23 protein-coding genes and 3 pseudogenes are annotated in these 26,553 nt (G+C 67.3%); 15 read left to right on the plus strand and 11 right to left on the minus strand.

What is annotated here, in order from left to right:
• Nucleotides 1-501: 501 nt before the first annotated feature.
• From GBA65_RS18460 to GBA65_RS18500, 9 genes and pseudogenes are all read left to right on the plus strand, one after another.
• On the plus strand, nucleotides 502-2,166 hold the full coding sequence (locus tag GBA65_RS18460) for a GAF domain-containing protein (protein WP_166397805.1): 1,665 nt from the start codon (nucleotides 502-504) through the stop codon (nucleotides 2,164-2,166).
• 586 nt (nucleotides 2,167-2,752) lie between these two features.
• Nucleotides 2,753-3,358 (plus strand): TetR/AcrR family transcriptional regulator, encoded by a 606-nt coding sequence (locus GBA65_RS18465; RefSeq protein ID WP_166397806.1) that lies wholly within the window; start codon nucleotides 2,753-2,755, stop codon nucleotides 3,356-3,358.
• 88 nt (nucleotides 3,359-3,446) lie between these two features.
• Nucleotides 3,447-3,932, plus strand: coding sequence for a hypothetical protein (locus tag GBA65_RS18470; protein WP_166397807.1), 486 nt, complete (start codon nucleotides 3,447-3,449; stop codon nucleotides 3,930-3,932).
• Nucleotides 3,933-3,969: 37 nt separating this feature from the next.
• Nucleotides 3,970-5,016, plus strand: coding sequence for a medium chain dehydrogenase/reductase family protein (locus GBA65_RS18475; RefSeq protein ID WP_207955916.1), 1,047 nt, complete (start codon nucleotides 3,970-3,972; stop codon nucleotides 5,014-5,016).
• A gap of 31 nt (nucleotides 5,017-5,047) precedes the next feature.
• Entirely contained in the window at nucleotides 5,048-5,332 is a 285-nt protein-coding gene (locus tag GBA65_RS18480; protein WP_166397808.1) for a hypothetical protein, read from the plus strand.
• Nucleotides 5,333-5,392: 60 nt separating this feature from the next.
• Nucleotides 5,393-6,223 carry a TVP38/TMEM64 family protein gene (locus GBA65_RS18485; protein ID WP_166397809.1) on the plus strand — a complete coding sequence of 277 codons (831 nt, stop codon included), beginning with the start codon at nucleotides 5,393-5,395 and terminating at the stop codon, nucleotides 6,221-6,223.
• A 197-nt stretch (nucleotides 6,224-6,420) separates the two neighbouring features.
• A pseudogene (locus GBA65_RS18490) lies at nucleotides 6,421-7,173 on the plus strand (alpha/beta fold hydrolase).
• Nucleotides 7,174-7,194: 21 nt separating this feature from the next.
• Nucleotides 7,195-7,449, plus strand: a complete 255-nt coding sequence (locus tag GBA65_RS18495) for a hypothetical protein (protein ID WP_166397810.1) — start codon at nucleotides 7,195-7,197, stop codon at nucleotides 7,447-7,449.
• A gap of 9 nt (nucleotides 7,450-7,458) precedes the next feature.
• The gene (locus GBA65_RS18500) at nucleotides 7,459-7,662 is read left to right on the plus strand and encodes a hypothetical protein (RefSeq protein ID WP_166397811.1); all 204 of its coding nucleotides are present in this window, start codon (nucleotides 7,459-7,461) and stop codon (nucleotides 7,660-7,662) included.
• Between the two features lie 65 nt (nucleotides 7,663-7,727).
• On the opposite strand, the gene GBA65_RS18505 is transcribed toward GBA65_RS18500, so the two are convergent.
• The 3 genes and pseudogenes from GBA65_RS18505 to GBA65_RS18515 all read right to left on the minus strand — a co-directional run bounded on the left by GBA65_RS18505 (nucleotide 7,728) and on the right by GBA65_RS18515 (nucleotide 10,454).
• Complete coding sequence (locus GBA65_RS18505) at nucleotides 7,728-8,573, minus strand: NAD(P)H-binding protein (protein WP_166397812.1); 846 nt, start codon at nucleotides 8,571-8,573, stop codon at nucleotides 7,728-7,730.
• 26 nt (nucleotides 8,574-8,599) lie between these two features.
• Nucleotides 8,600-9,313: an SDR family NAD(P)-dependent oxidoreductase gene (locus GBA65_RS18510; protein WP_166397813.1), complete on the minus strand. Its 714-nt coding sequence runs from the start codon at nucleotides 9,311-9,313 to the stop codon at nucleotides 8,600-8,602.
• Between the two features lie 111 nt (nucleotides 9,314-9,424).
• Nucleotides 9,425-10,454, minus strand: a pseudogene (locus GBA65_RS18515) (aldo/keto reductase).
• Between the two features lie 117 nt (nucleotides 10,455-10,571).
• On the opposite strand from GBA65_RS18515, the gene GBA65_RS18520 reads away from it, so the two are divergent.
• The 3 genes and pseudogenes from GBA65_RS18520 (at nucleotide 10,572) to GBA65_RS18530 (ending at nucleotide 13,232) form a co-directional block, all read left to right on the plus strand.
• Nucleotides 10,572-11,192 (plus strand): TetR/AcrR family transcriptional regulator, encoded by a 621-nt coding sequence (locus tag GBA65_RS18520; protein ID WP_207955919.1) that lies wholly within the window; start codon nucleotides 10,572-10,574, stop codon nucleotides 11,190-11,192.
• Between the two features lie 1,289 nt (nucleotides 11,193-12,481).
• A pseudogene (locus GBA65_RS26790) lies at nucleotides 12,482-12,604 on the plus strand (LysR family transcriptional regulator); the annotation flags it as partial.
• A 157-nt stretch (nucleotides 12,605-12,761) separates the two neighbouring features.
• A complete protein-coding gene (locus tag GBA65_RS18530) occupies nucleotides 12,762-13,232 on the plus strand; it encodes a LysR family substrate-binding domain-containing protein (protein WP_166397814.1) in 471 nt (156 codons plus the stop codon).
• Between the two features lie 511 nt (nucleotides 13,233-13,743).
• On the opposite strand, the gene GBA65_RS18535 is transcribed toward GBA65_RS18530, so the two are convergent.
• Both GBA65_RS18535 and GBA65_RS26795 read right to left on the minus strand, forming a co-directional pair.
• A complete protein-coding gene (locus GBA65_RS18535; protein WP_166397815.1) occupies nucleotides 13,744-13,986 on the minus strand; it encodes a hypothetical protein in 243 nt (80 codons plus the stop codon).
• Between the two features lie 74 nt (nucleotides 13,987-14,060).
• Nucleotides 14,061-14,330 carry an MFS transporter gene (locus tag GBA65_RS26795; RefSeq protein WP_166397816.1) on the minus strand — a complete coding sequence of 90 codons (270 nt, stop codon included), beginning with the start codon at nucleotides 14,328-14,330 and terminating at the stop codon, nucleotides 14,061-14,063.
• Nucleotides 14,331-14,413: 83 nt separating this feature from the next.
• Here GBA65_RS26795 and GBA65_RS18545 point away from each other — a divergent pair, with 83 nt between their 5' ends.
• Nucleotides 14,414-14,680, plus strand: a complete 267-nt coding sequence (locus GBA65_RS18545; RefSeq protein ID WP_166397817.1) for a hypothetical protein — start codon at nucleotides 14,414-14,416, stop codon at nucleotides 14,678-14,680.
• An 11-nt stretch (nucleotides 14,681-14,691) separates the two neighbouring features.
• On the opposite strand, the gene GBA65_RS18550 is transcribed toward GBA65_RS18545, so the two are convergent.
• From GBA65_RS18550 to GBA65_RS18575, 6 genes are all read right to left on the minus strand, one after another.
• Complete coding sequence (locus GBA65_RS18550) at nucleotides 14,692-15,126, minus strand: MFS transporter (RefSeq protein WP_166397818.1); 435 nt, start codon at nucleotides 15,124-15,126, stop codon at nucleotides 14,692-14,694.
• Between the two features lie 309 nt (nucleotides 15,127-15,435).
• A complete protein-coding gene (locus tag GBA65_RS18555; protein ID WP_166397819.1) occupies nucleotides 15,436-16,092 on the minus strand; it encodes a class I SAM-dependent methyltransferase in 657 nt (218 codons plus the stop codon).
• A gap of 126 nt (nucleotides 16,093-16,218) precedes the next feature.
• Nucleotides 16,219-16,785, minus strand: coding sequence for a cupin domain-containing protein (locus GBA65_RS18560; protein ID WP_166397820.1), 567 nt, complete (start codon nucleotides 16,783-16,785; stop codon nucleotides 16,219-16,221).
• A 319-nt stretch (nucleotides 16,786-17,104) separates the two neighbouring features.
• Nucleotides 17,105-21,568 (minus strand): PAS domain S-box protein, encoded by a 4,464-nt coding sequence (locus GBA65_RS18565; RefSeq protein WP_166397821.1) that lies wholly within the window; start codon nucleotides 21,566-21,568, stop codon nucleotides 17,105-17,107.
• Nucleotides 21,569-21,810: 242 nt separating this feature from the next.
• Complete coding sequence (locus tag GBA65_RS18570) at nucleotides 21,811-22,164, minus strand: hypothetical protein (protein ID WP_166397822.1); 354 nt, start codon at nucleotides 22,162-22,164, stop codon at nucleotides 21,811-21,813.
• Nucleotides 22,165-22,307: 143 nt separating this feature from the next.
• Nucleotides 22,308-22,706 (minus strand): response regulator, encoded by a 399-nt coding sequence (locus GBA65_RS18575; RefSeq protein ID WP_166397823.1) that lies wholly within the window; start codon nucleotides 22,704-22,706, stop codon nucleotides 22,308-22,310.
• Between the two features lie 136 nt (nucleotides 22,707-22,842).
• Here GBA65_RS18575 and GBA65_RS18580 point away from each other — a divergent pair, with 136 nt between their 5' ends.
• Both GBA65_RS18580 and GBA65_RS18585 read left to right on the plus strand, forming a co-directional pair.
• Complete coding sequence (locus tag GBA65_RS18580; RefSeq protein WP_166397824.1) at nucleotides 22,843-23,694, plus strand: NACHT domain-containing protein; 852 nt, start codon at nucleotides 22,843-22,845, stop codon at nucleotides 23,692-23,694.
• Nucleotides 23,695-23,700: 6 nt separating this feature from the next.
• Entirely contained in the window at nucleotides 23,701-26,475 is a 2,775-nt protein-coding gene (locus GBA65_RS18585) for a hypothetical protein (RefSeq protein ID WP_166397825.1), read from the plus strand.
• Nucleotides 26,476-26,553: the final 78 nt, after the last annotated feature.

Here is a 26,553-nt window from a genome sequence, read left to right on the forward strand (position 1 = left end):
ATAGAAATGGCGCCGACGTTTATCCCCAGAGACAGTCCGGTCGAGGTGGGCGACTTGCGAACCGAGAGACGAGGCCCTGGATCGCTGGCGGAGGACTGCCTGAGGCGGGCCGCGCTGAACCCGCGGGAGCGTTCGGCGGCCCTGCGAGGCGCCCTGGCTCAGGTAATCACCGCCGCTCCTGTCGCGGGCACGGCCTTGATCCGTCCACGAGCAGAAGACTACGGCTCCTGGTCCGTAGAGTATGTGGGGCCTTCTGCAACGGAGATGCTTCGCTGGATCGCCGCCCGTCTAGATGACTCATTCGAGATCATGGTTCATGCTCTCGGACAGAGGCCGCCGTGCCTGCAAAGACGATCGCACCTGTACGATGCGTGGCCTCTGTTGTTCCCTCTTCGTCCCAAAGCGCCGATTCCGGGGGCGCTCTGGATCGTCTGGTCGGAACCACGGCAACAAGCACCTTCGCTCATCAAAGGGGTCGATGACTACAAGAAGGGTTTGGAGATGCTGCTCGAGGTGGAGTACAAAGAGCACCTCTATTTCCACCGCGCGGACGATCCTCTCGGACCGGAACTTCGAGAAGCCATCACCGACGGGGACGGCCAGGCGCTACCGACGTTGCTGAACACCGCCAGGATGGCGTCGGATTCCGATCTCACCTTCTGGGGTGACGCCGCCAACGGCGCCATCGAGATAGAGTGGCACATCGGAGCCACGGGGACCGGCTTCAACCTCGAGCTTCCCGTAGGCGAAGGGGTTGGAGGCCGGGCATTCGCCCGCCGAGAGGCAATTCACGTAGATGATTACCTTAACAGCAAGTACCGACACCCGGACGTACGGGACGACGTCGACAAGCAAGGCGCCCGAACGGTGCTCTCCGTTCCCCTGAGCGGTCGGGTCCCCGGTTCGGGCGCGGTCCTCTACGGGGCCAGGAGAAGGGTATCGCGTTTTACCGCGGCGCAGCGCGTTTTGCTGCTCCGGCTGGCGCGCAGCGTCGAGCCCTTGATCGGCGAGAGACCGGTGTCCCGGTACTTCTTCCCCTCCGACGACGCGTACCTCGCCAAGAAGAGGTCCGAGCTGCGCCGCATCCTTACGCGCTCCAGCAAGGTGCAGGACCTCGAATCGTGGGTTGAGAAGTTCGCTAGAGGACCGGCCATCGTCACGAACGCCGAGGGGCGTCCCTACGCGCCGAGCAGAACCGATAGGTTCGAGGAACTCCGATGCTCGCCGGCGAGCATCGGAGTTCCTCGAACCGTCGCGTTGGCACCCCATGGGGAGGTAGAACGCGGTCACCTTCACGTATGGTCCACGGTGTCCCTGCCGCCGGCGGGATGGCCGGATTTTCTCGACGACGTAGCCGCGGCATGCAACGTCGTCCTGGACCGCGCGGAGCAGACGAACGACCGGTTGAGCAGCTTGCGCACCAACTGGCTCGAAGAAGTCATGCGGTCGCCCACTGCGGAGACGTGTCGCGAAGGGCGCCGTCTGGGCTTACCCGTCGACGGCGGCGGAGTGTGGGCGTTGGCCTGGGCCGGCGGAGAAGAAGCGGCCGGAAACGCGAACCGCGCTTGGGCGAAGCTGGTAGCCCAGGAGATCGCCTTGGACAAACTTGGGAGCCCTCTCATCTTAACGAACGGTGCGGTCGGGGTTTTCCTGCTCGACAAACCCGCGCGCGGCGAACCCTCGGCGGTAAGGGACGCGCTACTGGAGGCGCTCGAGCCCGCCGCCCTCTGGCTGGTGCACGGCGCCGTCTACGACTCCTTCGAGGGGTTGCAAGGCAGCCTCCTTCAGGCCGTCACGACCGCCAAGGGGCTCCGGCAAGACAACGACGGGCGATACGTCTCGGACGTTGGCGGTGTGGGGTTGCGTAGCTTGCTGGCGAAGCCGGAACTCTCCGAACACCTGGAATCGTTCACGGATGGCCTGCTCGCACCGCTCTTGGCGTACGACTCGGAGACGGGCTCGCGGCTGACCGAGACCCTGGCCCTGGTGCTTACCGTGGGATCGCACGAGGAGGTAGCCAGGCGCCTCAACGTGCACCCCAAGACGATCGGGTACAGGACGCGCCGCGCCGAAGAGATCTTGGAGAAGGATCTGGGCTCGCCGACCGACAAGATTGCCCTCGGCATGGCCGCTTTCGTGTGGGCCAACAGTCAACGGAGCCGTTAGAGAGGTCGGTTTGTCGCCGGTTCGCGAAGGTCGGGAGGGAGCGTGCTCGGTCACTTATGCTTCTCCTCTCGACACAGTGTCCCGAATTTACGCCTACCGCGCTCGCGTTCTTGCCCACCAAGCCCAACGCATCCCGACGCTTTTCCGAGCCGCGACAGGAGAGGACCTTGCTGGTCCCTCGGCAATTGGGGCAGGGGGCGGTCCTCACCTCCATCGGTCCGCCGCTACGGACGACGCCGTCGAAGCAGCGTCCGCACTCCCTCTCCACCAACCTGGTCGAGCCGTGGTGGAAGACCCCCACTCGTTGGCCCTCGCTGGCCGCTTCTTCAAGACTTGGCGGCAGATCGAGAGGCAATCTCGCGCGCCGTCGAGTACTGGAACGCCCACCGTCACCCGTACGTCTGGGGACGGCGCAGGCGGCATCGGGCGGCTCGACGATTCGAAGTCACGGCCATGCCGACCGTACCGGCGGTGGGTGGATGAACGCGTACCGAACTTAGCGTATGCGCCAGATGCTATCGCTACCCCTTGACAGCCTTAACTAACTTAGTTAACACAGTGAGCATAGGTCGAAGAAAGAAGGATCATGGGCATCAAGGAGCGCGGGCAGAGGCAGAGGCAGACGCTGAGGAGCGGCATTCTGGCCGCGGCGCGCGAGATTGCCTCGACGGAGGGTTGGCGGGCGGTGACGATCCGCAAGATCGCCGCGTACGTCGAGTACAGCCCGCCCGTGATCTACGAGTACTTCGACTCCAAGGAGGACCTGCTCCTCGAGCTCGTGCGGGAGGGCTACGCCGGCCAACTCGAAGCCATCGAGAAGGCCCGGAATTCCTCGAACGACCCGGAAGAGGCCCTGCTGGCCATGGCCCGCACCTGGTGCCGCTTCGCTTTCGAATCCCCCGACCTCTACCAGGTCATGTACGGCCTCGGGGGGGTCTCGTTCCCCGTGATGGAGTTGCAGAAGGAAGGAGAGAAGATAGCCGGAACCATGGCCGAAGTGCTGGAGGAGATACTCGTCGAGAACGGAAAGGAAACAAAAGACGTCTGGACCAAAGTGACGCTGGCGTGGGGCGCTTTCCACGGCCTCGTGGCCCTCGCCATGGCCGGCCGCCTCCAGGGCGGCAACGAAGAGGCCGAGAAGCTGACGGATCAGGCCGCCCGCGACCTCGTGAACGCGTGGCTCGCCGCATAGAGGGAGGAGCCCCCCTTTTTTTAGCCACTACTTAACTAAGTCAAATATAAAGACGATGTTAGAAACTGATCGATAAGAGGAGACAAAGATGAACCGCATTATGTTTAGTCGGGGGGGCGAGATCCGGCCGGCCGCCGTGGTCGTGGTGGGCCTGCTCCTGTCGGCGATAGCCTTCGCCGTGAACACCTTGATCGCAGGCGCGGCCCCGCCGGCTTTGGGGGCGCCGGGCGAGGTTGCCCAGTTCGGCATCGTGAAGGTGCTGCTGGCGAGCGTCCCGGCCGTCTTGGGCAACACCTTGGGCTTCTACATGTCCTACCGCCGCTACGACCCGCGGGCGCTCGTGAAGTTCCTCGCGCCGGCCGCGGGGTTCTACGCAGCGTTCATGTCCATACCCGTCTGGGGTTTGATCTCCGGCGGAACCTTCACCACTTTCGTCGTCGGCGCCATCATCAACGCCGTCGCCGTCGCCGTCGCGGTGCCAGCGCTGCTCGCCCTGCGGCCGACGCCGGAGATCGTCCCGGAACCCGTCACTTATGGCGCTGGCGAGGCCCTGGCCCAGACGGCGATCAAGTAAGTACCCAGGTAACGCAACCCCGAAAGGAGCACCAACAATGCTGAAGACCACAGAGACCAAAACGACCACGAGGACCGAGATAGTGATGCCGCGCGAGGGCGGGCCGGGGGTGCTCGAGGCGCACCGGCGGGACCTGCCCTCCCCCGAACCCGGGCAGGTCACCGTCCGGGTCGAGGCCGCGGGGGTCGCCTTCTCCGAGGTGCAGATGCTCAAGGGCCGCTACTTCGGCCAGCCCAAGTTCCCCTTCGTGCCTGGCTACGACCTGGTGAGCGAGGTGGAAGAGGTCGGGGAGGGCGTCGACGACGGACTGCTCGGCGCCCGGGTCGCCGCGCTGACGGAGACCGGCTCCTGGGCCGACCGCGTCGTGCTCGACGCGAAGGACGTGACGCCGGTGCCCGCGGGCCTCGACCCCGCCGACGCGGTCTCGGCCGTCACCAACGGGGTCACCGCCTGGCAGATGATCCACCGGGCGGCGCGGGTCCGCCCCGGGCAGACCGTGCTCGTGCACGGCGCTTCGGGCGGGGTAGGGACCCTGCTCGTGCAGCTCGCGCGCCTCGCGGGTGCCGAGGTGATAGGGACCGCATCGGCCAGAAAGCACGAGTACGTGCGCGCCCTGGGAGCCACGCCGGTCGACTACAGGGACGACGTGCCCGCCCGGGTGCGCGAGGTCTCGCCCGAAGGCGTGGACGCCGTCTTCGACCACGTCGGCGGGCCCGGGCTCGTGGACTCCTACCGGATGCTCCGCCGGGGCGGGACGCTCGTCACCTACGGCTCCGCCTCCACGCTCTCCGGCACCGGGCACTGGATCAAGCCGTACCTGCCGATCTTCGCCCGCGTCCTCCGCTGGAACGCCACGCCCGACGGCAGGCGTGCGACGTTCTACTACGTGAGGCGCTGGCCGAAGCTCTTCCGGGAGGACCTCGCGACGGTCCTCTCGCTGCTCGCAGGCAGGAAGATAGAGGCGCACGCGAGCACCCGGATGCCGCTCGGCAAGGCGGCCGAAGCCCTCGAGTTCCTGGCCTCCGGCCGGGCGAGCGGCAAGGTGGTGCTCGTGCCGGAATCGGACGCCCGGCAGAGCTCCTAGCCACCAGTACCAGGATCGGGAGGTCAAAGCGATGGGCAACCCGAACAAGACGACGCGGACCATCCTCAGGTGGACGCATGTTCTGGTCGGCTTCCTGATCGGGGTCTTCGTCTACACCTCGGCGCGCGACAGCGAGACGTTCGTGTTGCTCATGCAGGCCGCCGTCCTCCCCGCCGTAATCCTCACCGGGGCCTGGATGTGGCAACAGGCCCGCATCCGGCGCCTTCTCCGTCGCCTCCGCAGCAACCTCCGACGGACGGGAACGAACGGGCTGAAGCCGCCGGAGGGGACGCACGAGGGCACGACCGTCCTTTAACTACAATTCACCATAGTTAAAAAACGACCTCGGTCGCGAACGGTAGAAGGGAGTAGGGAGATGGCGAAGACGATGGTTGGTAGAGGCGGACCCGCGTTCGGGGCGTCCGCGGGGAGGTGGCTCGTGGGGGTCCTCGCCGTCGCCGGGACGTTGCTCCTGGCCTACGTGCTCTCCCCCGGGTTGCGCGCGGACTTCGGCGGTCTCGTCGCTCCTTTGGGCGGGCTCGCGGCCTCCCTGGGCGGGATGGCGACCCTCCTGGCCGGTACGTACGCGACGATCATCGAGGACGTGATCCTCTCGTTCGGGGCCTCCGCGCCGATCGTCTTCTTTTCGGTGATGGTCGCCCAGGTCTTCGTCGCGCCGATCCCCTCGGCGCCCGTCACCCTGACGGGGGCGATCGCCTTCGGCGTCTGGGAGGGCTTCGCGCTGAGCCTGGCGGGTTCGGTCGTCGGCTCGGTCCTGGCGTTCTTAGCGGTGCGAAGGTGGGGCGAGCCGTTGGTCGCGAGGCTCGTGGGCCGGGAGGTCCACGACAGGTACGCCGCGAGGCTGGACGTCAAGGGCTGGTGGCTCTTCGCGGTCCTGCTCGTCCCCTTCACGCCGGACGACGCCGCGGTCGCCCTGGCGGGGATCTCCAAGCTCGCCTTCCGGCGCTTCCTCGTGGCGATGGTCTTGGGCAGGATACCGGCCGCGCTGATGACGGTGCTCTTGGCCTCCGGCGCGGTGGCGGGCTCGACGACCGCGATCGTCACGGCGGGCCTCGGCGTCGTCGCGCTGCTCTCGCTGGGGTTCGTCTACCGGGGCCGGCTCGAGGGCTGGGCGACCCACAGCGTCGGAGACGGGCAGGCTCTCGTAGATCCCGTCGAGGCATCGCGGGCGGGAGACGCGCGATGAGCCTCCCCGTAGGAAACCTCGCCGCGGTGCCCGGGACGCGTAGCGGGACCCAGGCTGGCCGCGGAGACCGGTCTGTGTCATGCTTCTCAACCCGCGCATCTCTTCGCCACGGGAAGGGCTCGCATCTGCTCGCCACGTCCACGGTGCCCTGATCCGTAGCGTCGGCCAAGCACCCGCAACAGGAGGAGGTAAACGGTATGGATGAAGGCGCATCCGTGGTCCTGGTGCACGGCAACCCGGAGACCGAGGCGGTATGGGACCCGTTGCTGACCGAACTGGGCCGCGATGACGTCGTACGCCTCTCACCGCCGGGCTTCGGAGCCCCGATCCAGCCCGGCTTCGGCGCCACGGTTACCGAGTATCGCGACTGGCTGATCGGTGAGTTGGAGGCCTTCGATAGACCCGTCGACCTGGTCGGCCACGACTGGGGCGGCGGGCACGTCGTTAACGTGGCGATGGCCCGCCCGGACCTGCTTCGCAGCTGGGCGTCCGACACGGTGGGCCTGTTCGATCCCGGCTACGTCTGGCACGACCTCGCCCGAACGTGGCAGACCCCGGGCGAAGGCGAAGAGTCGGTCGCCCGGCTGCTGGGGGGCACCGCGGAGCAGCGCGCCGAGCGCATGGCCGGGCGCGGCATGGATCGGCGGGTGGCCGAACCGCTGGCCGCCGGACAGAACGAGGAGATGGGCCGCGCCATCCTGGCGCTGTACCGCTCGGCCGCGCAGCCGGTGATGGCCGAGCTGGGCAGAAACCTCGAAGCCGCCGCCGAGCGACCCGGCCTGAGCATCCTGGCCACCGGGACGAGCTTTTGGGCTCCGAAGAGATCCGCCGCCGCGCCGCCGAGAGGGCGGGGCCCGCACCGAGGTGCTGGAGGGGTTGGGCCATTGGTGGATGGTGCAAGACCCGGCGAAGGGGCGGCCGCGCTACACGCCTTCTGGTCCTTGCTTTAAGTCTTCTCGTCGGCGCCGGGGTTGATCGGGCGCGACGGGGAGGTCGAAGACGCCGCCTCGCTGACGCGCGTCCTCTCCGTCAACGAGCGCGAGAGGGAAGAGATGGGCCGGGAGAGCCCGAGGATCACCGCCCGCCACGACGCGGGGGAGACCCTCGACGCCTTCGGGGATCTCTACGGCAGACCTCGCCATCTATTGCCCGGCGTATGCGAGCCGTCAAGCCGGCCGAAAAGAGGGACGCCGGGCTTCGAAAAACCCAAGGGGCTGGCCAAGTAGAAGTGGGAAGTGCCCTTCCGGGCCGAGAGGCGACACCGGTTCCGGAGCGCCGACGTCCGTCATCTCGACGTCTTGGACGAGAGCCTCGTCGGCTCCAAGGCCTACGCGATCACCATCTTGGAAGACTATTCCAGGTTCGTCAGGCAGAGCGCGCGGCCGCGGCGGGAGCCTAGGTCCAGCGCGATCGAGACGGTCGGGACGACGGCGGGCTAAACGCCCGCGAAGGCGGCGGACGACCGTGCAGACGCAGGAGAGGACGTGGATCGGAGGGCCGCGTCTCAGCGGAATGCGTCGGCGTGGCGCTCGCACCAGTCGCGGAAGGTCCGCGGCGCGACGCCGGTGAGGTTCTCGACGTCGTCGGCGATCACGCCGGCCCGGCCCGCGCGGAACAGCTCGTTGAGGTTCTGCATGGCTTCGGCAGCCTGGACGGGGGTGCCGTCCTTGATGCTGTCCTGCGCGAGCTGCTCGGGCGTGACGTCGACGAAGTCGATGGAGCGTTCGAGGACATCGGAGAGGATCCCGACCTGCTCGCGGGAGGTGAGCGCCTCCGGCCCGTTGAGGATGTAGCCGTCGCCGACGTGGCCATCCTCGGTGAGCACGAGCGCGGCGACGCGCGCGACGTCGTCGGGATCGACAACGGGCACGCGACCCGGGTCGGTCGCATCGACGACGCGGTTGTGCTCGCGGACCCCCTCGGCCCACCGCAGCGCGTTCGACGAGAGGCCGCTAGGTCGCAGGTAGGTGACGTCGAGTCCCGACTCGACGAGCAGGTCCTCGCGAGCGGCGAGCGTCGCGCCGATGATGGGCAGGGGCCTGAGGCGGGCGCCGATCGAAGAGAGCAGCACGATCCGGTTCACCCCAGTGGAGTGCGCCGCGTCGATCATGATCTGCGTCTGGCTCGTGCCCTCGCCGGCGTGGAGAAGGAACACGCCGCCGACGCCGTCGAGCGCCGCGGCGACGCTGCCTGCGTCGTCGAGATCCCCGACGGCGATATCGATGCCATCGGGGAGGAGTTCTGCGCGAGACGCGCTACGGACGAGGGCGCGGACGTCGTGGCCTTCCGCGTGCAGCTGCTCGACGACGCTGCGGCCGATGTTGCCGGTTGCTCCGGTGATGAGGTACATGGTTGGTCCTTTCGAGATTGGTTGGGTTACCAGGGGAGATCGCCGTCGCGGTCGCGAAAGGCTCCGGTCGGCGTGTCGGGCCCGCCGAGGGCGAAGGCGATGATGGCGTCGGTTCCGTCTTCGAGCGGGTGACCTTGTCCGCCGCTGAGGTCGGTGGCGGTCATGCCGGGGTCGGCGGCGTTGAGGCGGATACCGGGCAGTAGCTGCGCGTAGCGGGCGGTCAGCATGTTGATCGCGGATTTAGCCGCACTGTAGAGTGGCGTGCCAGCGCGCGACTCGATCCGGCTTGGGTCGTGGAACAGCGCAAACGAACCCGTTCCGCTGCTCGCGTTGACGATGCGCGGGTCTGAGGCCCGCTCGAGGAGCGGGAGGAAGGCGTGGATCACCCTGACGTAGCCGACCACGTTGGTCAGCAGCACCCTGGCCGCGTCGTCGCCGTTGTACCGGTGGACGTCGCGCAAGGGTCCGGTGACGCCGGCGTTGTTGACCAGCACGTCGAGGTGCCCCTCTTCTTGCTCGACGATCTCGGCGGCGTGCCGGACCGAGTCGTCGGACGTTACGTCCAGTTGGATGGGGCGCACGCCGACGGTCTCGGCGGCGGCGCGACCACGCTCGATGTCACGGGCGGCCAGGTACACGCGGGGCCCGGCGCCGGTGAGGCGTCGAACCGTCTCCAGGCCGATGCCTTTGTTGGCCCCGGTGACCAGGCTCACCGGTGCGCTCTCGGGGGTTGTCGTCATCGTTGATGCCTTTCGCTTGCTTGGGTTTCAACTCTCACATGGTGCTGGGCGGTGTCGCGCCGGGCCGCCTCGGCGACGGACGCTTCGGGTGCGTCCGCCGTGTGGGTGATCTCAGGCGGCGGAGCGCTCGCCAGCCGGCCGGCGGCGCAGGTTCGCGCGCTCGATGGCCGGCGGGTCGTAGGCCATGTCGAGCTGTCCGACGTCGGTCCCCGGCGGGACGACCTCGTCGATCCGGTCGAGGACCTCGCCGTCGAGGACGGTCTCGGCGCCTGCGAGCAGGTCGTCGAGGTGGCCCATGGTGCGTGGGCCGGCGATGGCGGAGGTTACGCCGGGGTGGGAGATCGCGAACGCCATCGCCATGTGCGTCAGCGTAATTCCGGCCTCTTCGGCGATGGGTATGAACTGCTCGACGGCGTCGATGCGGCGCTCGTCGCTGAGGTGGCTGAACACGCTCGCGCGGCGCAGGTCGGTCTGCTGACCCCTGCGGACGCGCCCGGTGAGCAGGCCCTGCGCCAGCGGGCTCCAGACGATGGTCCCCATCCCGTAGCGCTCGGCGACGGGCAGGACCTCGCGCTCGATGCCTCGGTTGAGGATGGAGTAGGTCGGCTGCTCGGTGCGGAACCGCTCCAGGCCGCGCCGCTCGGAGACCCACTGCGCCTCTACCATGTCGGAGGCTGGGAAGGTCGACGATCCGATGGCGCGCACCTTGCCGCTGCGGACGAGGTCGGTGAAGGCGGAGAGCGTCTCCTCGACGTCGACGCTCGGGTCGGGTCGGGTCGGTGCGCCTGGTAGAGGTCGATGTGGTCGGTCTGCTGGCAGCGCAGCGACCCCTCGACGGCCCTGACGATCCACCGCCTCGAGTTGCCCCGCCGGTTGGGGTCGTCCCCCATCGGCCAGTGGAACTTCGTCGCCAGCACGACGTCGTCGCGCCGGCCCTTGAGCGCCTTGCCGACGATCTCCTCGGACTCGCCCTGGGCGTACATGTCGGCGGTGTCGACAAAGTTGATCCCCGCGTCCAGGGCCTTGTGGATGATCCGGACCGAGTCTTCGTGGTCGGGGTTGCCCAGGGCGCCGAACATCATCGCGCCCAGGCAGTAGGGGCTGACCTTATGCCGGTGCGTCCCAGAGGTCTGTAGTTCATGCAGACTTCCTTCCTTACGCTGCCGTGAGCCGGTCGCGGCGGGTGGTAGAATCTGGTGCGTTGGCAACCGGATAGCCTGTCCGCCGTACTATAATCCGTAACGGATAGGTTGTCCACTTGGAGATCACGATGCGCACGGACCAATCCCAACCGCCCCGGTCCACCCCGCCCGCGAGGCGCGCCGACGCCGAGCGCAACCGGGCTAAGATCCTCGTGGCCGCCCGCGCTGCGTTCGCCGACCCGGACTCCGGGGTGTCGATGGCCGAGATCTCGCGCCGCGCCGGCGTCGGCATGGCGACCCTCTACCGCAACTTCCCCGGCCGCCGGGAGCTCCTCGAGGCCCTCTACACCGACGAGGTCGACGCCGTCTGCGAGGCCGCCGGGACCGTCGACGGCGAGACGCCCGGGGCGGTGTTCATGGCTTGGCTGCACCGCTTCTTCGCCTTCTACGCCAGCAAGCGCCACGTCGCCTCCGAGCTGCTCGAGCACTCGGACGGCAGCAACCCGATGTTCAACGAGAACCGCGCCCGCGTGCTCGCCGCCGGACGGCCGCTGCTCGCCGCCGCACAACACACCCACGAGGTCCGCGACGACCTCACGATCGATCAGGTCCTCGACATGGTCGCCGCCGTCGCCAGGATCCCCGGCGACGCCGGTTACCTCGAGCCAATCCTCCGAAGCGCGCTCGACGGCCTGCGCCCCCCGACTGATGCGGGCCCCGCGCAGGATAACCGGTAGGACGGCCGGTCCCGAACCGGAAGGAGATCTACGGGGCGGAGTAGGAAGCCATCCACTTCGGCTCGGCGCGAGGTCCTTCCGAAGGCCTCCCGCCCTCTATTCAACGTACGTCCTAGAAGGAACGGTCTCCGAAGTTCGCAGGACATCAATTCCTTATCGTAAATTGGCATGTGGGTTTCGTGCCTTCCGTAAGGGAAATCGGGCTAGGTTCGCATACCTCGTCATTAAGTGCGCGACACATAGCGGGAGTGACGTTGGCAGGAAGATTCGGGGCTCGAGCGTGATCGCGGTCCATACCTACAGGGTTTCACGCTTTTTCGAAACCTCGAACTCCTGCTACGCTAAATCCGCCCACGCGTCGCAGGGTTTATGGCGAGGTTTGAGGTTCGGGCGGTACTGCAAGATTGCATAGAGATTCAGAGGCGCCGTGTGCCAGTACAGCGTCATCGCCCGAACGGTCATCGACCTTTGAGGCTCGTAAGCCTCCGAATCAGAGCGTCCTTCCTGCCAGACTGGCGGCACGCATACGCCGGGCAGTTGCGGCGAGGTCTGCTCTACGGGATGGTGACGCGGTCCGACCGCACCGGGAGCCCCGGACGCTGGCCGCGCGGCCGGCGTCTTGAGCGCGGGATTGGGGAGGCGCACGCGAGCGTGATATCGATGGGCGCGGCGCAGAGACCCGGTGCGTATCCGACGATAGCACCCCCCATTGCGCCAACCCGCGAACGCGATTCGAGAGAACGCCCGATACCGCTTGACGGCTCTACTTAACTGTGTTAGAAAATAAACCAACGATAACACAGAGGGTGTTTGTGGGCACGGAGGAGCGTGATCAGAGGCGGCGGCAACGGGCAGCACCTTCTCCGGCACGCGCGAGGTCTACTCGGCGGAAAGGCCGGCGGACCGGTCCGCGCACGAGTACCCGGACGCGCGGCCCAACCACGAAGGGATCCGTCCTCCGCGCGTCCTGTTTAATTTAGTTCAGAAAATTGAGCAATGTTCGAGACCTGTCGGAATGTGGGGTGATTGGGGATGGATGCCATCGCGCCGGTCTTCGGGTCGCCCGTCTTCTTCGGCCCGCGCCCTCCGGCGCCGACCGGACCGGGCCATGACCGCCCGTCACGCGACGCGCGAAGCCCGACCAGGTCCCCGCCGACGGCGAATAACGCGGCGTTGTCGACGGAAGCAAAAAAGCTATTGGACGCCGCTCACAACCTTCGCCTATATGGGCGGATCGAAGAGTCATGACCCCGGCAGCGCGGTACCGAACGGATAGGTAAGCGATCCTCATGGAACTCAGGCATCTCAGGTACTTCGTCGCGGTGGCGGAGGAGCTCCACTTCGGTCGGGCGGCCGAGCGGCTGCGCGTCGCGCAACCGGCCGCGACCCAGCAGATACGGCGGCTGGAAAGGGAGCTCGGTCTGCAACTGTTGGTGCGCTCGAGCCGCGGCGTGCGGTTGACGGAGGCGGGGGGCGCGTTCTTGAGGGGCGCGCGCGAGTCTGGACAACAGCGAGCGCGCCGTCCTCGAGGCCTAGAGGGCGACCTCCGGGGAAGAGGGGCGCGTGCGAATGGGTGTGGTGAGAAGCGCCACCCACGGGGTTCTGACGGGGCTCGTCGGTCCGTTCGGCGAACGCTTCCCGGGGGTGTCGCTCGCCGCGCGCGAGATGAACTCGCTCGCGCAGGTCGAGGCGCTCGGGGCCGGGAGACTGGACGTCGGGTTCCTGTATTTGCCCCCCGACCGCGGTCCCGGGGACCTGGAAGCCGAGACCTTCGCAGAAGAACCGCTGGTCGCGGTCTTGCCCGCGTACCACCCCCTAGCCGACTCGAGGCGGGTGAGGCTCGACGCGATGTTCGGGGAACCTTTCGTGGTCGCCGACCGGGCACGGGAGCCCGGTTGGAACGAGCAGTTTCGGGAAGCGTGCAAAGGGCACGGTTTCGCCCCCGGGGTGGCGGTGGAAACGACCGAACTCTTGGTGGCTTTGGGGTTCGTGGCGGCCGGGCCGGCGTGGCGCTGCTTCCGGCCCCCGTCGGCAACCTGAAGATCGAGGGCGTCGCCTACCGACAGCTCGCGACGCCGGCGCCGACGGCGAAGCCGTCCGTCGCCTGGAGCCGGACGTCCCTGTCCCCGGCGGCGAGCGCGTCGCTGACGTTCGTGAGGAGCATCGCCCGCCGGTAAGGGCCGCCGCCGTTGCCCGCACCAACCCGACACGTAATCGCTACCCTGCGGCCTAGGAGGTCGAGCGGGATCCCGAGATCGATGTGGATGTACGTCGATCGTCCACCTCCTCTAGCGCGCGAAGCTCGACCGGGTCCTCGCCGTTGATGGATAACGCGGTGTTATCGACGGACACTACTTGCCCGAGAGCAGGGCGTACTCGTAGGGGCCAAGTGTCCATGCTTCTTCGGTCTCTTCGCTGGTCCACCGCCGCTTCATCTGCCTACCCATCCTCGGCCTTTTGCGGGTCGGCGATCCGGGCCTCCGGCTGCGCGGGATCCGGTGTATTTGCTAGCGGTTCCGCGCTGAAGCCCGACCCCAGCCGCCTGCGGTAGTCAGCCTTTATTGCCCTTGGCGGCGCTGTCCTTCAAGCCGAAAGTCGCGACGAAGGAGACGAGCGCGGCGGCCGTCAGGAGCAGCAGGGCGTCAGAGTACGGGGGGGGGGCCGAGTTTGCGGTGAAGAAGGGGTTGATCGCTCCCGTTTCGGCCCCCTGGCGTGCCGCCAGAAAGGTGGCGGCCATGGCGGGCCCGAACCCACCGCCGAGGGCGAAGAGCGTCTGGTATATCCCGAGTCCCACCCCGCTCTCCTCAAGGGACAGCGAGGCCGCAGCCGCGTTGAAGTTCGGGGATTGGACAATCGAGAAGCCCACGCTCAGGCCCAGCACGCCGAACATAACGGCCGCAGAGGGGGCACCGGCGGCGAACGCAGAGATGGGAACATAGAGAGCCCAAATACGACGAGCCCGGCCCGCACGAGCGTCCGTGGCCCCAGCCGATCCGAGAGCCTGCCCGCGACCGGGGAGAGAACCGCCAAGACGAGCGCCCCGGGCGCCAGCACCAGCCCGACCACGGCCGCGGAGAGCCCGTTGACCTCGGTGAGCATCAGCGGAACCAGCACCATGCTCCCCAAGTAGGCGAACATCGAAGAACGCCGTGACCGACGCGGCCATAACCCCCCCGTTGCGGAAGAGGTGCGGCGCGACGAACGGGTTGGAGAACCGCCTTATGCGTCGGGCGAAGAGGGCGGCGAATATCCCGGCCACCATGAAGCTGCCCCACGAGACGGGGCTGGCGAACCCCACGACCTGTCCTTGCGTCACCGCGAAGAGCGCGAGCCCCGCCGAAAACGCCAGCGAGAGCCCGCCCGGAACGTCGAAGCGGCGCAAGGCTGCCACGAAACCCGCCGGCTTTTCGGGACCGCCGCCGGCGGTCCCGGGCATGGCGTGGAGGGCGCCGGGGATGAGGAGCACGGCAGGGATCAGGGTCAGGTAGAAGAGAGAGTGTCAGCCCGCGAGCCCGGCGACGAAGCCGCCGAGCACGGGTCCCACGGCCGCGCCGACGCCCAAGCTCGAAGAGAGCAGACCGATCGCCGTGCCCCGCCTTCCGGGCGGCATCGCCCTGACGACCGAGGCGAAGCCGAGCGCTGGGATGGCCGACGCCCCGGCCGCCTGCAGCAGGCGCCCGACAACCAGCAGCGGCAGGCTCGGCGCGAGCGCGCAGGCCAGCGAGCCCGCGGCGAGAATGAAGAGGCCGAAAGCGAAAGTCCTTCTGGGACTGTACAGGTCGGCGACGCGCCCGTAGAGCGGGATAGTAACGGCGACGACAATCAGATACCCCGTCACGACCCACCCTGCCTGCCCCTGCGTCGCCCCGTAATCCCGCCGGATGTCCGGCACCACGACGTTGACGCAGGTCTGGTTTAAGGCCATGATCAGCATGGCCGCCACCACGACGACGAGGAGTAGGCGAGCGCTCCTTCGCCCCGCCTGTGGACGAACCCTCGGCGGTACCGGCACGGGCGGCGCTGGTGTTATCGCTCATCTTGGGCGTTCTCCTTCTTGAAATCTTTGAGATCGCAACGGCCTTCGGCGAGCGTAAGGGGGTAGTCACTGCGTGAGGCGTTTGAGTGCGATCACGGTGTCGGTGCCCTTGACGGGTTGCCGTTTGGGCCAGTGGCCTGACGCTAGGGCACGCTCAGCCGCTCGGTGTGCCATTGCCCGAAAGGGAAAGACGGTCGTCCATCGCACTCACCGCGTGGTGCGTCTGAGGGCGATGACGTTGTCGATAACGGTGGTGGTTTCCCCGGCCGGACCGGTAGCTTGGCGCTCGGGAACCCCTACGAACTCGCTCTGCCACAACTCGGGGTCGAGCTGGAGCCCTGCAAGCTCTTCCTCGGGGGTAGGGAAGGCGGCGTCGGGATCCGCCCAGGGCGGGGCCGATCCGTGGGACACGATGAGCAGCAGCCCGTCTGACGCCACTGCGGACGCCGCCTCTCTAAGCACCTGCTCGCGCGGGAACTCGACCGGCGACTGCAGGTACTGGGCGGAGACCAGGTCGAACCGACCGCCCGGAAAAGTCCGCGCCAGATCATGGCGTTGAAACTCGATGTGGTCTGACACACCGGCGGTTTGCGCGTTCTCCGCCGCCCGCGAGAGGGCCGTGGCGGAGATGTCGACGGCGACCACCCGCCAGCCCCGCCGGGCCAGCCAAACGGCATCGTCACCCCGCGCGCAGCCGAGATCCAGAGCCCTGCCTCCGGGTAGAGATTCGGCGAACCTTACGAGCGCCCAGCTAGGCCTTCCATCAGGGGGCCGCGTCGAGGATTTGTAGCGCTCCTCCCAGAAACGCTCTGCCTCGCCGACCTTCGCCTCGCCGGTGTCTCCACGGTAACGCTGGTTCTCCATCGGTAGGTTTCCTCTCCTCTCTCCGCCGTGCCTCCAATAACCTGTATCCGGTTGCGTGGGTTGACGAGCGCCCATCCGTTCATGGCTTGCACCACCGCGGCCTAAAAACTAGTTAGCCGGTCCGCCTCATCGCAGACCCTTCAGATCCGGGTGTCCGTCGGTGAAGGAGCGCCGGCTCTCGGGAGATGCCAGCCGATGGGTACAAGGCACGCACGAGACCATCAAGACCTCCGCGTCTTCCTCGCTGAGCACGTCGAAGTTGTGGGGCAACCTGGCGTTGAAGAAAGCCGCGTCCCCGGGCTCGAGCACGGTCCTCTCCTCGCCCAGGGTTAGCCTGAGCCTGCCCTTTATCATGTACAGCCACTCCTGGCCTTCGTGCTCGTGCAGCTCCTGATCCGCCACGCGATCCGCAGGATAGATGACCTTCACCGCCTCTAGGCCCTCCGGACCGGCCTCCGGTACCAGCCGCTGCAACCGGACGCCCTTGCCCTGGAAGACAGGCGCCTCGCCTCCGCGTACCACCGTGCCCGGCTCCGGATCCCCGGGCTCCTCGAAGAGCTCATCGAAGCGCATGCCCAGGCCGAAGGCGAGCCGCAGCGCACCGTCAAGCGAGGGCTGCCGCTCCCCGGATTCAAGCCGCGAGATGTGCGCCGCCGAAGTGCCGGCCGCGGCCGCGAGCCCCTCAAGAGTCATTCCTTGCTCCCTGCGCGCCCGCCGTATCTTGGCCCCAAGCCCGGAAAGCACCCGTTCTACCCGATCCTCTGCGGGCCTGTCACCCGCCGTGCCTAAAGTCTCCATACAGGCACTGTATCATGAAAGCAATTTTATTGCGCAAATTTTATGTCATATAGCCCATTGAAAAACCCATCGCTGAGCCATGCCGCGACGGTGGAGTGGGAGTAGGGAGGAAGGGATCATCTGAGGAAAATGGCCCGTTAAGGAGCGAAGGGCGAGCCCAAGAGCGGGCGGCGATGCGCCGGGGGCCGCGGCGCGTCGGGGGATGCGATGCTCGCTACCGGGGGCTTCTCAAGGCCTCTTCCTCGCCGCCCGAGATCTCCAGCAGCGCGGCAATGGCACGCGCGAGTTCTTTTTCCAAGCGTCCGAGGAGCCCCGGGACCCCGGCCAGGTCGCCGGAGCTCCCGACGTCTTGCAGCTCGTGGCAGAGGGCGGCCACGAGCTTGGCGCCCATGTTCCCGCTCGCCCCCTTCAAAGCGTGCGCGACCCGTTCGACCTTCGCGGCGTCCCCCTCGTCGACGGCCTCCTGAAGCTCCGCGAGGCGCAGCGAGGCGTCTTCCGAGAACATCGTCGCCAGCTCCGAGACTATGTCCGGCTCCCCCTCCCTTTGCAGCTCGCGCAGGGACTCGATCACGGCCCGGTCGAGGACTCCTTCCGGCCCATCGAGGGAAGGAGCGACCGCCGCATCGTCCGCGGCGTCTTCCGGGTCTTCGGGGTCCGGCGAGACCCAGCGGAGGAGAACCGCGCCCAGATCCTCCGACCTGACGGGTTTGGAGACGTAATCGTCCATCCCCGCTTCTAGCACCTTCTCCCGGTCGCCGCGCATGGCGTTCGCCGTCATGGCGATGATCGGGGTGCGGCGTCCGGGACCTCCTTCGCGCCTGCGGATCTCGCCCGTCGCCTCGTAGCCGTCCATGTTCGGCATCTGCACGTCCATCAGGACGGCGGCGTAGCCCCTTTTGGAGAGCGCCTCGAGCGCTTCGAGGCCGTCGGCGGCCAGGTCCACCCGGTAGCCGAGCTTCTCCAGCATCCGCGTGGCGACCCGCTGGTTCACCGCGTTGTCCTCGACCAGCAACAAGCGCTCCCCCGCGCCGGTCCTACCCTCGCGGACCGAGTGACGGGTGACGAGACGCGCTTCCTCCAGCCCTTCCGGGGGAGGATTTCCCACCACGGTTGCCAGGGCGTCGTAGAGCTCGGACTGCCTGACCGGCTTCGTCAGGTATGCCTCCGCCCCCGCCTCGGCGGCCCTAAGCCCGTCGCCGCGTCGGCCATCCGATACCAGGAGCAGCAGGCGGGTCGACGAGATTCCAGGGTCGCCCTTGATCTCGCGCGCGATCCTCAAAGCGTCGGTGCCGGAGGTTGGCGCGCCGAGGAGCACCACTTCGTAGGGTTTCCCGCTCTCGGCGGCGGAGCGCAGCTCCGCGAGCGCCGGCGGGCCGCCCTCGGCGGTGGCGCCGTAGATGCCCCAAGAGGAGAGCTGGCCCTGAAGGATCCGGCGGTCCTCGGCGTCGTCTTCCACGATCAGGGCGCGCAGGCCCCGAAGGTCCTCGCGGGGCGGCGGGACGGCCGGCGCCGCTTTCGCCTGCTTGCCGAACGGCAGGACAATCCAGAAGGTGCTGCCGACGCCGGGCTCGCTCTCCACTCCGATCTCCCCGCCCATCAGCTCCACCAGCTGCTTGGAGATGGCCAAGCCGAGCCCGGTGCCGCCGAAACGGCGGGTGGTCGAGGCGTCGGCCTGGGAAAAGGCCCGGAAGAGGCCGCCCCTCTGCTCCTCCGTCATGCCGATCCCGGTGTCGGAGACCTCGAAGCGCACCAACGCCCTCTCCGCGTCCTCCCCCACGAGGCGGACCCGCAAGATCACCCCGCCCTCTTCCGTGAACTTGATCGCGTTGCCGACGAGGTTGGTGAGGATCTGCCTTATCCGACCAGGATCCCCCTTCAGGGCCGCGAGCAGGCCGGGCTCTACGGAGCTCGAAAGGTCTACGCCCTTCTCGCGGGCGCGCCCGGACAAAAGCCCGACCGTCTCCTCGACCGCCGCTACGAGGTCGAAGTCGATGACCTCAAGGCGCATCTTGCCGGCCTCTATCTTGGAGAAGTCGAGTATGTCGTTGATGATCGTGAGCAGCGCCTCCCCGCTGGAGCGCACGGTGTCCGCGTACTCGCGCTGCTCGGGGTCGAGGTCCGTGCCCAGGAGGAGCTCGGCCATGCCGATGACGCCGTTCATCGGGGTCCTTACCTCGTGGCTCATGCTGGCCAAAAACTCGCTCTTGGCCCGGTTGGCGTCGTCGGCGTCCCTCACGGCCGCTTCGAGCTGGACCGTGCGCTCCTCGACCCGCCGCTCCAGCGTCCTGTTGAGCTGCCGGACCTCCTCCTCGGCCCGCTTGCGTTCGGTTATGTCGAGCACCGTGCCGATGAAGCGCACCGCTTGACCGGCCTCGTCGAAGAACGCCTGCCCCTGGGCCGCCACCCACCGCTCGACCCCGTCCTCAAGCCCGACCGTCCTGTACTCGGTGTCGAAGTGGCCCCCGCTCTCGGGATCAAGGGTGGCCTGCACGATCCGATCCGTCCGCTCCCGATCCTCCGGGTGCAGCCCGGACAGGAAAGTTTCGTAGTCCACCCCGGCTTTGGGCGACAGGCCGAACACCGCTTTGCAGCGATCGTCCCACCTCAGTTCTCCCGCAACGGGATCGAAGTCCCACGTCCCGAGCCCCGTCGACCCGACCGCCAGGCGTAGCCGATCCTCGCTCAGGCGAAGCCTCTCTTCGTTCTCTCGCAGCTCGGCGACGACGGCCTGAAGCTGCGCGGTGCGCTCCTCGACCCGCCGCTCCAGGCCCTCGTTGAGCTCCCGGATCTTGGCCTCGGCCCGCTTGCGCTCGGTGACATCGCGGATGGCGCTGACGCGGACGGGACGTCCGCGGTACCTGGACGCCGTACCGCGGATCTCCATGTCGAAGCGCGTGCCGTCCTTACGGAGGCCGACGGCCTCGTACCAGCCCTCGAAGCCGGCGGCGATATGGTCGCGTATCAGGTCCCTGGACTCCGGCGCCGCGGTCTCCAGCGCGGACTTGCCCACTACCTCCAAAGGCTCATAACCGAACAGGGCCGTGTACGCCCGGTTGACCTCGAGGATCTTGCCCCGTTCGGTGATCGCGATCGCTTCGAGCGTCGCATCGGTGAGGACCCTGAACTGCCGCTCGCTCTCCCGAAGCTCTTCCTCGATCCTTTTTTGTTCGGTGACGTCGTGCATCGCCACCACCGCGCCGAGCTTGTTCCCCTCGCCGTCGTAGAAGGCCTGCCCGTTGGCCACGAGAGTGCGGACGAGGCCGTCCTTGGGCACGATGACCATCTCGGCGTCGCGCACGTTCTCACCGCGGTAGGCACGAAACAGGGGGATGTCCTCCTTGTCCATGGGGGTACGAGCGTCGGTCTGGTACAGGTCGTAGTGGCGGGCCCATTGGTCCGGCGGGATCTCCTTCTCGCCGACCCCGTGGAACTCGCGCGTGGCCCGGTTGAACAGCGTCAGGTTGCCCCCGGCGTCGCAGGCCACGATGCCCTCTTTGAGGTTCTCCAACACCGCGGCTAGAAACTCGCGCTCCCTGGTCAGCTCCGCCTGCGCTCGCTTTTGCTCCGTGACGTCGCGCATCGCGACGACGCGGACGGAGCGGCCCCGGTACGTGGACGATCTCCCGTGGATCTCCTGAACGAAACGCGAGCCGTCCTTCCTCAGCCCGACGGCCTCGTACGGCTGCTCGAAGCCGGAAGAGATGTTGCGATGCACCAAGTCCCGAGACTCGGGCGCCACGAAGTCCAGCGCGAACCTACCCACGATCTCCGAAGGCTCGTACCCGAACATGTCGGCGCAGGCCCGGTTGACATCGAGAATGTTCCCCCGTTCGATGATCGTGATCCCTTCGAGCGCGGCGTCCGTCAGGCTGTAAAACCGCTGCTCGCTCTCCCTGAGCTTCTCCTCCACCTCTTTGCGCTCGGTGATGTCCGAAAAGGTCACGACGGCGCCTGTCACCTCGCCTCCCTCGGAGATGGGGGTGCTCGCGTACTCCACCGGGAAGCTGGTCCCGTCCTTGCGCCAGAACACCTCGTCCGAGACGCGGCGGACCGCCCCGTCCTTGAATGCCCCGTAGATCGGGCACTCCTCCTTCGGGTAAGGCGTCCCGTCGGGCCTGGTGTGGTGGGTGAGTTCGTGCACGGGCCGGCCGATTAGCTCTTCGGCCTCGTAGCCGAGCATCCGTGACGCGGCAGGGTTGACGAAGGTGACCCTTCCCGCCTGGTCCAGCCCGTAGATGCCCTCGCCCGCGGAGTTGAGGATCGACTCGTTCCGAAGGACCTGCCGCGCGAGATCCTCGTACGCGCGCTCGCGATCCGTAACGTCGCGCATGATGCCCCTGAAACCGACAGCCTCCCCGCTTTCATCCCTCGCGAGGCTCACGGACGTCTCGACGGTCCTCTTCGTACCGTCCTTCCTCACCGCCCGCGAGCCGAAGCCGGGGTCGGGCGTGCCGGTCCTGTAGACCTCGTTGAAGGCGGCGCGGACCTTCTGCGCGTCCTCGGGATCGCAGTGGGCGCGGTAGTTCGTCCCCTCCAGTTCCTCGGCAGTCCGGCCGAGCATCTCGCACAAAGCCGGATTGTAGGAGGTGAGGTTGCCGGCCAGGTCGACCTCGAAGTAGCCATCCCTCAACTGGGCCAGCACCGAGCCGTACCCCTCATTGTTGGACAGCAGGGTCATACCGGCCCGCCCCCGCGAGAGGATGCTCCTAAAACCTTCATCCCCAGCTTGTTCGACATAGCATTATTTTATCGTCACACGAACACAGAGACTTTAACCCGTCCGCCGCCGCGAAGGTCGGCCCCGCGGGGGGCGGACGGGTAGCCACCGGCCGCGAGCCGGGCAAGGCCGCGTCTCATGGCCCGGCGCCTTGGGCTCCCGGTCCGTGCGTCCCGGCGTAGCGCTTCCGGCGCGCCGATCCGCTAGCAGGCCCGGGGGCTCCGCTCGTCGCCGATCAACCCCTCGGCCTCCTCCGTGACAGAGACGAGGTCCTCCATCGAGGGGTTGGCCGCTTCCCAACGCCTCCCGCCCACGCAGACACTCGAAGGCCGGTTCGGATCGGGGGAGAGCTGCACCCACGCGACCCTGCCACCGGAGCCGAACGCGTTGGGGAGGCCGGTGACCACCAGGTGGGGGTCGAAGCGCGCCACCCTCTCCCTTAGCGTCCCGAGCTCGGCGGTCTCCACCTCGTCGGCGGGGCGCAGCAGCCGAAAGGCGCCGGCGATCGCGTCCCGGAAGGCGCGGTATTCGTCCTCGAAGGCGACCAGGATGCGCATCTCGATTAAAACCCCTCCCCGGGAGCGGTACCACGTGTACCCACTCGTTCGTAAACGTTACTGCCCAAAGGGCAACTTAGAGTAACGCAAGGCTCGGGGCACAATCTCCGCCGCGCCCCCTGGCCGGGCGACGGGGACGGGCTCTACCGCCGTCGCGTTCCCAGGCGCCTCAGCGCGTCGAGGATCCGTCCCAGGTCGGCGCCTTTGGTCAGCACCTCTTTTGCACCCGCCCGCAACGTCAGCCCGCGGCGTTCGAGGTCGCGACGGTCCGCGAGCGCCAGCACCGCGACGGCCGGCTCCGCCTGGACCAGCTCCGCCGCGAGCTCGGCCCCGTCCCCGTCGGGCAGGCCGAGGTCGACCACCGCGGCGTCGAACCGGTGCCCGCAGCTCGAGCGCACTAGCCCGCGGGCCTCGGCGAGCGACCCGGCCAGGCCGGCCGCCTCTAGATCCGGCTGGGCCCCCAGCACTATGGCGAGGGCCTGGCGGAAGGCGGCGTGGTCGTCCACGATCAGCACCCGCAGCGTCTTGCGTCCCGTTTCCATGAGAGGCCGTACCTCAGAGAAAGCAACGCCCATGTCACGAACGAGCGTACACCGGGAAGCGGATCGTCGGTATGGAAAAATCGTCCCGCCCGCGCCTGGGCTTTTGTCCCGTGTCGGTCGCGCGTACGATGCGGTCTTGCCCGACGACGAAGAGGCCGTCCTCGAGGAGGCCCCGAAGAGCCTGCGGAAGGCCGCGCGAAGGGTGCGGGTCTACGCCGCCGCCTTCGGGCTCTGCGCCGGCGGCCGTGCGTCTGGGCCGTGCGCTGGGACGCGTCGCACGCTTCGCGCCGTCGTCGGGCCGGTCGCCGTTCTCGTGGACCAGGTGGACGCCTTGTCGCTATCGCTGGCTCGTGATCAGAAGGCCCTCAACGTGGTGCTTAGCACGGTGGCGAGGCTACGCCTGTTGCCGAACGTCCGCGTCCTGTTCTCGTGTCGGGTCTTCGACCTGAACAACGACCCGAGGCTCAAGCGCGTCGAGGTGGCTCAGCGGTTCGCCCTACCGCAGCTTACCGACGGGGAGATCGCAGACGTCCTCCGCACCCAAGCCGTTGATTTCGGCACGCTCTCCGCCGCCACACGGGAGCTGCTGCGTATTCCGTTGCATCTGGACCTCTTCCTACGGATCTTGGAAGACCGGGGCGCCTCGGGCGTAGGGGGAGCCGTCGACGATATAAGCACCTTGCAAGACCTGTACGCCCTATTGTGGCAAGAGGTCGTGCTCGTTGCCGATCCCGAGGGACCGCCTGCTCACGAACGCGAGCAAATACTGCGATTGATGACCGATTACATGGACCGCGAACGGCGCACCTCGGCACCGGGGTCGGTCTTCGCGCGCTCTGATGTTCGGCACCTGGAAGAGGCTAGGCGATGGCTTGCCAGCGCCGGCGTAATCGTCCAGAGCGGTGCGGGTTGGAGCTTCCTGCACCAGACGTTTTTCGATTATTGCTACGCGAGGCAGTTCGTCGACAGCGGCGGAAGCCTTTCCTAGAAGATCTTGGCGGGCGATCAGGGCCTTTTTGCCCGCCCCCAACTCGTCCAGGTGCTCGCGTACCTGCGCGGCAGCGGATCTTCCGCGTTTCTAAGAGAGCTGAACCTCCTCTTCCGCGCAGAGGGCTTACGCTTTCATCTAAAGGAACTGCTGTTTGGCTGGTTCGGCGCTCTGCCAGACCCGACGGACGACGAGTGGCTCCTGACCCGCAGGCTGCTCGCCGATCCCGCCACGCGGCCCAGAACACTGAAGGCGCTGGGAGGGAACCCAGGATGGTTCGCGCGCCTGAGGGGACGACCCCTCGAGGACCTGCTCGCGCGGGACGATCAGGTGCTGGACACCGAGGTTGTTCCGTACCTCCTCTCGATGGTGGACCTCGAACAGGAAGCGGTCACCGGTTTGTTGCGACCCTTCCTCGGCCGTAGCGACCACTGGATCGTGCGTGTGAGCTGGGTTCTGGGGCGTATCCGCGACTGGCACGCCCTGGCGGCGCTCGAGCTCTTCGAACTGCTACTGCACGAGGTTCCGGCGTCCGAGGTAGGGAACACGCATGAGCTCGACGAGGTGGTAAAAGCCTTCCCCCGAGAGGGATGCCGCTTGATACAGCACGTGCTAGGTCGATCCCTGGACGCACACTTGGAGGACGGCCCGTCGTCCCCTCGCGGTGGCCTAATGCGGGACATGCCGCTGCACAACTACACGCTCCAGGAGGCCTTCAAGGCGGCCAGCAGCGCCGCGCCGGGCGACTTCGTCGAAGCCGTATTGCCGTGGCTACAGCGGGTTGTTGGTCTGACGGACCCACCGGACTACGAACCGCCCTACTTTGCCCCGGACGCGCTCTCCCACGGCTGGTACGACTGCCTGGACCCCGCGCAGAGCATCTTCATTCGTGCCCTGATAGACGCCTTGACCACTCTAGCTCGAACCGAACGCGACCGATTCCGAATTCTCGCAGGACGCCTGGCGGCGATGCCGTACCAAACCCCGCAACAGCTGTTGGCGCACGTCTATCGGGCGGTGCCCGACGCGTACACCGGGGACGTCCTACGGTTCCTTCTCGGGGACAGACGGCGGCTGAACCTCGGCGACCACCAGCAGTACGACAGCCGCAAGCTCATTACGGCCGTCTACCCATTACTCACGGAAGCCCGAAGGACCGAGCTCGAGACGTACATCGTCTCTTGGGATCTCATCCTGCCATACCGTGGCTTGGAGGGTCTACGATATCGTAAGCTAGAGCAGCTGTACCTGCTCCAAGCCATCCCCGGCCGCTACCTAACCGACCGCGGCGCGCGCTATCTCGCCGAGCTCGAGCGCAAGTTTCCGGGCGTCAGGGCCAGAGAAGCCCCGCTTATCACGGAAGCCCGAGCCGTGGGATCGCCCATCGACGAAGGCGCCCACGCTAAGATGTCGGACGAGGCCTGGCTGCGCGCCATGAGGAAGTACCGCGGCAAAGTCAGACACCCCGAGTGGCACAGAGGAGGCGCGCATCAGCTGGCGGCCAGCCTACAACGCCGGGTTAAAGAAGAACCCGAGCGATTCCACGCTCTCGCCATGCGCGCGCCAGAAGACGTGGATGATGAGTACGCTGGTGCTTTTATCAACGGCCTTGCGGAAACCGAAGCCCCGGCGGAGTGGTTGTTCGACGTGGTAGACCGCTTCGGCTGCGACCCCACGCGCCACATCGGGAGAACCATCGCCTGGGCGCTCGAGAAGCGCTACGACGAGGGTCTGAACGAGGGCATGCTGGATCGTCTCGAAGGCGTCGTCCGCGGGCTCATGGGCGACGACGAGAGGCGGGCGGAGCAGGGTGGCGATGGTCCATCCGGCGTCTACCTCAACTCGGATCGCGGCGCCTCGATGAGGACGTTAATGCAAGCGCTCGACAGCCGGAGAGAAGAAGGCGACGAAGAGCGTATGTGGTCGCTGATCGAGCACGCCGCCGGCGACTCCTCGACGGCCCTGCGCGCGGGCGCCATCGAAGAGCTCCTGTACCGCTTGCTCACCGAGGACCGGGGACGGGCCGTGGCGCTGTTCGAGAGGCTGATGGACGGCCACCCCGCCCTGCTCTGCGACCACGACGCCACGAGCTTCATGTACTACGGCTCCTACAGGCACTTCTCGAGGATGGAGCCGTTCGTCCGCGACCTGATGGGCCACGCGGACGAGAAGTGCGCCCAGAGGGGCGCCGAGCTCGCCTGCGTAGCCGCGCTATCGTCGGCGGACGCTTTGGGCTCGGACGTAGACCTTTCCACCGCCCGGGCGTTGGCTGAGGCCGCGATAACCGGACCGCCGGCCCTGCGACGCGGCGCGGCAAAGGTCTACGCACGCAACATGGATTCCCGGCGCTCGGACCTCTGCGCCCGAGGCCTGATGCGGCTGCTGGACGACGGGGACGACCAAGTCAGGAGATCGGTGGGCGGCGCATTCATGCACGTGCGCGGCGCCGGAGACCCGGAGGTGCGCAGGTTCGTCGAGGAGTTCGCCGCCTCCCGCGCCCTGGCAAGCGAAGAGGACGACTTTGCGGAGTACCTCTGGGAGTACGGACCGGACGATCCCCCTTGGGCGCTTCAGGTGCTGGAGGCCGCGCTCGACAACCGGCACCCGGCAGGCTCCATACGCCGCGGCGGCGAGCAGTTCGTGAGGCTCGCCCTTCGCATGTACACGGACCCTACCGCCGACGCAGGCATCAAGAGCCGCGCCATGGACGCCTTCGACAAGCTGATGGAGCGCTACGCCTACGAGGCAGGGCGCGCCCTCGACGAATGGGACCGAAGGTGACGATGCACGGCGCCTTGCTCCCACGTCCCGTCGCGGCGGCGTACCCGAGGCGCAGACCGCGCCAATCCACGCGTTGGT

Origin of the sequence: Rubrobacter marinus, from assembly GCF_011492965.1 — a bacterium.
Classification (GTDB): Bacteria; Actinomycetota; Rubrobacteria; order Rubrobacterales; family Rubrobacteraceae; genus Rubrobacter_F; species Rubrobacter_F marinus.

What these genes read in the sequence shown, in the direction of transcription:
- GBA65_RS18565 (WP_166397821.1), bottom strand. Translation starts at nt 21,568, where the DNA reads ATGACCCTGCTGTCCAACAATGAGGGGTACGGCTCGGTGCTGGCCCAG.
- GBA65_RS18510 (WP_166397813.1), bottom strand. Translation starts at nt 9,313, where the DNA reads ATGACGACAACCCCCGAGAGCGCACCGGTGAGCCTGGTCACCGGGGCC.
- GBA65_RS18505 (WP_166397812.1), bottom strand. Translation starts at nt 8,573, where the DNA reads ATGTACCTCATCACCGGAGCAACCGGCAACATCGGCCGCAGCGTCGTC.
- GBA65_RS18575 (WP_166397823.1), bottom strand. Translation starts at nt 22,706, where the DNA reads ATGGAAACGGGACGCAAGACGCTGCGGGTGCTGATCGTGGACGACCAC.
- GBA65_RS18460 (WP_166397805.1), top strand. Translation starts at nt 502, where the DNA reads ATGCTGCTCGAGGTGGAGTACAAAGAGCACCTCTATTTCCACCGCGCG.
- GBA65_RS18480 (WP_166397808.1), top strand. Translation starts at nt 5,048, where the DNA reads ATGGGCAACCCGAACAAGACGACGCGGACCATCCTCAGGTGGACGCAT.
- GBA65_RS18570 (WP_166397822.1), bottom strand. Translation starts at nt 22,164, where the DNA reads ATGCGCATCCTGGTCGCCTTCGAGGACGAATACCGCGCCTTCCGGGAC.
- GBA65_RS18555 (WP_166397819.1), bottom strand. Translation starts at nt 16,092, where the DNA reads ATGGAGAACCAGCGTTACCGTGGAGACACCGGCGAGGCGAAGGTCGGC.
- GBA65_RS18465 (WP_166397806.1), top strand. Translation starts at nt 2,753, where the DNA reads ATGGGCATCAAGGAGCGCGGGCAGAGGCAGAGGCAGACGCTGAGGAGC.
- GBA65_RS26795 (WP_166397816.1), bottom strand. Translation starts at nt 14,330, where the DNA reads ATGTTCGCCTACTTGGGGAGCATGGTGCTGGTTCCGCTGATGCTCACC.
- GBA65_RS18475 (WP_207955916.1), top strand. Translation starts at nt 3,970, where the DNA reads ATGCTGAAGACCACAGAGACCAAAACGACCACGAGGACCGAGATAGTG.
- GBA65_RS18530 (WP_166397814.1), top strand. Translation starts at nt 12,762, where the DNA reads ATGGGTGTGGTGAGAAGCGCCACCCACGGGGTTCTGACGGGGCTCGTC.
- GBA65_RS18485 (WP_166397809.1), top strand. Translation starts at nt 5,393, where the DNA reads ATGGCGAAGACGATGGTTGGTAGAGGCGGACCCGCGTTCGGGGCGTCC.
- GBA65_RS18560 (WP_166397820.1), bottom strand. Translation starts at nt 16,785, where the DNA reads ATGACTCTTGAGGGGCTCGCGGCCGCGGCCGGCACTTCGGCGGCGCAC.
- GBA65_RS18545 (WP_166397817.1), top strand. Translation starts at nt 14,414, where the DNA reads ATGCGTCGGGCGAAGAGGGCGGCGAATATCCCGGCCACCATGAAGCTG.
- GBA65_RS18470 (WP_166397807.1), top strand. Translation starts at nt 3,447, where the DNA reads ATGAACCGCATTATGTTTAGTCGGGGGGGCGAGATCCGGCCGGCCGCC.
- GBA65_RS18550 (WP_166397818.1), bottom strand. Translation starts at nt 15,126, where the DNA reads ATGCTGATCATGGCCTTAAACCAGACCTGCGTCAACGTCGTGGTGCCG.